This is a genomic window from Streptomyces morookaense, from assembly GCF_013030945.1.
GTDB classification, from domain to species: Bacteria; Actinomycetota; Actinomycetes; order Streptomycetales; family Streptomycetaceae; genus Streptomyces; species Streptomyces morookaensis.
In genome coordinates, this window is the sequence record NZ_JABBXF010000150.1 from 1 (window position 1) to 4,160 (window position 4,160).

At 74.5% G+C, this 4,160-nt stretch carries 5 protein-coding genes; 2 read left to right on the top strand and 3 right to left on the bottom strand.

The window, feature by feature from the left end:
- The coding region (locus HG542_RS33530; RefSeq protein WP_171088154.1) for an FUSC family protein at positions 1 to 949 on the top strand (949 nt) is incomplete at its 5' end.
- Between the two features lie 143 nt (positions 950 to 1,092).
- A complete protein-coding gene (locus tag HG542_RS33535; RefSeq protein ID WP_171088156.1) occupies positions 1,093 to 1,599 on the top strand; it encodes a MarR family winged helix-turn-helix transcriptional regulator in 507 nt (168 codons plus the stop codon).
- A 42-nt stretch (positions 1,600 to 1,641) separates the two neighbouring features.
- Here the strand turns inward: HG542_RS33535 and HG542_RS33540 are convergent, their stop codons facing one another.
- The 3 genes from HG542_RS33540 to HG542_RS33550 all read right to left on the bottom strand — a co-directional run.
- A complete protein-coding gene (locus tag HG542_RS33540) occupies positions 1,642 to 2,193 on the bottom strand; it encodes a GerMN domain-containing protein (RefSeq protein WP_171088158.1) in 552 nt (183 codons plus the stop codon).
- Positions 2,190 to 3,677: an ATP-binding protein gene (locus tag HG542_RS33545; RefSeq protein WP_227725559.1), complete on the bottom strand. Its 1,488-nt coding sequence runs from the start codon at positions 3,675 to 3,677 to the stop codon at positions 2,190 to 2,192. Before HG542_RS33545 ends, HG542_RS33540 begins: the two co-directional genes overlap by 4 nt.
- Positions 3,678 to 3,691: 14 nt before the next feature.
- Positions 3,692 to 4,160 (bottom strand): response regulator transcription factor (locus HG542_RS33550; protein ID WP_171088162.1); only part of this gene is annotated, 469 nt, incomplete at its 5' end.

Here is a 4,160-nt window from a genome sequence, read left to right on the forward strand (position 1 = left end):
GGCCGCCGCCTCCGGCGCAGCCCGCCGGGCGCTCGCCGGTGCCCCGGCCCACGTCGCCGGCCCGCTGCACCATCTCGTCCTGCAGGCCGAGGCCGCGCTGGCCGGCCACGGCGGGGAAACCGGTCGGCTGGCGGACCGGGCCCGTACCCTGCGCAAGGGCGGGCCGCTGCCCGAGGACGCCACGCCTCTTCCGCCTTCCGGCGCCGCTGCGGGACCGCTCGCGGACCGGCTGCGCCCCGGTTCCCCCCTGCTGCCGCCCGGCGCCCGGGTCGCGGTCGGGGCGACGCTGGCCGGGTGGGCGTCCATGGCCGTCGGCAGCGCCCACCCGTACTGGGCCGTCGTGACCGCCGCGGCCGTCTTCCAGGCCAACACCACGCTGTCCTGGCAGCGCGCCGTGCAGCGCGTCGTCGGCAACCTGCTCGGCCTGGTGCTCTTCACCGCGCTGCTGCCCCTCACCCGGTCGGGTGCGGTTCCGCTGGTGCTCACCGCGCTCGTCCTCCAGGTGGGAGCCGAGGCGTTCATCGCCCGCAACTACTGGCTGGGCACCCTGTGCGTCACGCCCATGGCGCTGCTGCTGAACGAGTTCGCCGGACCCCGGCCCGCCGCGCAGCTGATCGGCGACCGCTGGACCGACACCCTCGTCGGGGCCGCGGTCGGGCTGCTCACCTGCGTGGTCGTCACCAACCGGCGCGCGGCGGACCGGACCGAGGCCGCCCTGGCCCGCGTCCGCGAGGCCCGGCACGCGGCCGCCGCGGCCACGGACCCCGGCCCGCACCGGGACCGGCTCGCCGCCGCGCTCGTCGAACTGCGGGAGGCCGCGGACATCGCGGCGGGCGAGTGGTGGCAACGGGCGCTGCCCGACGAGCGGGTGACGGAGGAGGAGCACGAGGGCCACCGCACGCTGGCCGCACTCGCGGAGCGGCTCCCGGCGCGCGCGACGGCGGCGTAGACGGCGCGGGCCGGCGCCGACGAAGGGCTCCGGTGGACTCCCGCAGGCCATGCCGCCTTCCGGCAGCCCGGGGGCGGGACGGCAGAATCTACCGGGAGATCCCGGAGACCCGCCGGGAGCACCGACAGGAGAGGATCGGCACTGTGGCAGAGGACATCGTCGCGCGCGTGCTGCGCCAGTGGCAGCAGGTCCACCCCGGGCTGGACACCGCGCCGATGGCCGTCATCGGCAGGCTGAACCGCTGTGCCGCGCTGCTGCAGCAGGCCACGGACGCCCCGCTGGTGCGGGAGGGTCTGACCCGGGCGGAGTTCGACATCCTGGGCACCCTGCGCCGCACGGGCCGGGAGCTGACCCCGGGCCAGATCGCCCGGGAGACCTTCGCCTCGGGGGCCGCGGTCACCAAGCGGCTGCGGATCCTGGAGGACCGCGCCCTCGTGGCACGGCGACCCGACGACCGCGACCGCCGGGTCGCCCACCTGTCGCTGACCGACGAGGGCCGGGAGCTCATCGACCGGCTCATCCCCCACCAACTCGGCTACGAGCAGGCGCTGCTGGAAGGCCTGGGCACCGCCCGCCAGACGGAGCTCGCCGAGACCCTCGCGGAGCTGCTGGTACTGCTGGAAGGACGGCTGGGCGGGCTGCAGCCCTGAGGGCCGGGGGCGTCCGGGGCGGGCGGCGGAATCGGGCACCGGCTACGGCGTCGGCGTCGACACCGGCGGCGTGAAGATGTCCTTCACCCGACAGGTCTGGTCCGGCATGGGCTTGCCGCTCGTGCCGGACAGGTCCACCGTCACCTCCTCCGGAGGCAGATCCCCCGGCACCGCGTTGTGCACCGCCGTGCACACCACCTGCTGACGCGCCACGGGCGACAGCCGGCCGGCGTCCCCCGACAGCCGGATCCTCACCTTGCCCTGCTCGGTGGCGATCGCCACCACCCTTACGTCCCGCGGGAGTTCGGAGTACAGGCCCCGCATCCGCTCCGCGTCGTTGGGCCCCTTCATCAGGAGCTGCACGGCCTCCTCCGCGGTCACCTCGCCGCCTGCGGGCCGGTGGAGCGGGAGGACGCCGCCGGGCTGGCTCGCGAAGTAGAGTATGGCGTCCTCCACCCGGGTGCCGGGGCGCTTCACGCCCGTGGCCGGCAGACCGACCTCGACGACGTCGGTCGGCTCGATGCCGCAGCCGGCGAGCACACCGAGCAGCGCCGCGGAACCCGCGGACACGGTCATCGCGCGTCGTGCCCTCATACCTCCTCCTCTCCGGTGCGCAGCGGCAGGTCGACGGTGAACACCGCGCCTCCCGCAGGTGCGTTGGCGGCCATCACGGTGCCGTGGTGCAGGCGGACGTTCTCCGAGGTGATGGCGAGTCCCAGGCCGCTGCCCTCGGAGCGGACGCGGGCGGCGTCGGCCTTGTAGAAGCGGTCGAAGACGTGCGGGAGCACCTCGGGGTCGATGCCGGGGCCGTTGTCCGCGACCTCGATCAGCAGCCGGTCCTCGCCCCGGTCGGGATGCCGGGCCACGCGCACGGCGATGCCGACGGGCTCCCCGCCGTGCCGCAGGGCGTTGCCGATCAGGTTGGCCACGACGACATCGATGCGCCGCGGGTCCAGGCGGGCCCGTACGCCCCGGGGCAGGTCGGTGGTGACCTTGTCCTGCCAGCCGCGGGCCTGGACGGTCTTGCGCACGGTCTCGGCCACGTCGACCTCGTCCAGGTGCAGGGCGGCGGCGCCGGCGTCGAAGCGGGAGATCTCCATCAGGTCCTCGACCATGCGGGCGAGCTTCCCGGTCTCCTCGCTGATGAGGCGCACGGCGTAGGCGGTGTCGGGGTCGAGCCCGGCGGCGTCCTCGTCGAGGACGTCGACGACGGCGGTCATCGCGGCGAGCGGGGTGCGCAGTTCGTGCGAGACGTCGGCGGCGAAGCGCCGGGAGTTGGCCTCCATACGGCGCAGCTCGGCGACGTTCTCCTCCAGGGCGGCGGCCATGTCGTTGAACGTGCGGGAGAGATCGGCGAGTTCGTCGCGGCCGGTGACCTTCAGCCGGGTGTCCAGCTCGCCCTCGGTGATCTTCTGGGTGGCGCGGCGCAGTTCCCGCACGGGCCGCAGCACGCCGCGCGCGGCGATCAGGGCGGGCACGACGGACAGGGCCAGGGCCGGGACGGCCCCGGACTGGGCGGCGTTGACGAGGGCGCGCACGTTGGCCTCGTCCTCGCGCAGCGGCACGAGCGCGTAGACCTCCAGCCCGGACTTCTCGGAGCTGTCCCGGTAGGTGACGGGCAGGCCGATCACGAGCACGGGGTCGCCGTCGAGGTCGATGCGCTGGAAGGCGGCGACACCGGCGCCGACCTTGTCGCGCACACCGGGCGGGAAGCGGACGTCCATGTCCTTGCCCAGGCCGACGTTGTCGGGCTGCATGCGCCCGCCCTTGTAGCGGGCGTGGACGAACCAGTGCTGCGTCTGCCCGGCGCGCTCCAGGCCCTGGGTGAACTTCAGCAGGTCCGTGTTCGACGGCGGGAAGCGCAGGTCGGGCACCTGGGAGGCGACCTGCGAGCGCAGCTGCTGGACGGCGGTGTCCTGGGTGCGCTTGAGGATCGCGTTGCGCGCTTCCTTGAAGGTGAGGGCGGCGGTGATCAGCGCACTGAGCGCCGCGACCAGCAGGAAGCCGACGACCAGACGGGCGCGCAGGCCGCGTGCGACGGTGCCCAGGTCGGGGCGGCGCAGTACCGGTCGTCTCACAGCGGTACCACGTCTCACAGGGGACCGAAGCGGTAGCCGAAGCCTCGCACTGTCTGGATGTACCTGGGCGCGCGCGAGGAGTCCTCGACCTTGTTGCGCAGCCGCATGACGCAGGCGTCCACGAGCCGGGCGTCGCCGTGGTAGCTGTGCTCCCACACATGTTCCAGCAGCTGCTGGCGGCTGAAGACCCGGCCGGGGGTGGCCGACAGGTAGAGCAGCAGCTTCATCTCGGAGGGGGCGAGCGCCAAGTCCTGGCCGTTCTTGCAGACGAGCAGCCCGGCGCGGTCGATGGCCAGGTCCCCGTGGATCTCCGCGGGCCGGCCGGCGGCGGGCTCGGGACCGCCGCCGTCGCCGGGGGCGGCCCGGCGGAGGACGGCGCGGATGCGGGCCTCCAGAACCTCGCCGCGGGCGGGCTTGACGATGTAGTCGTCGGCGCCGGCTTCGAGACCGAGGACGACATCGATGTCGTCGCCGCGCGCGGTG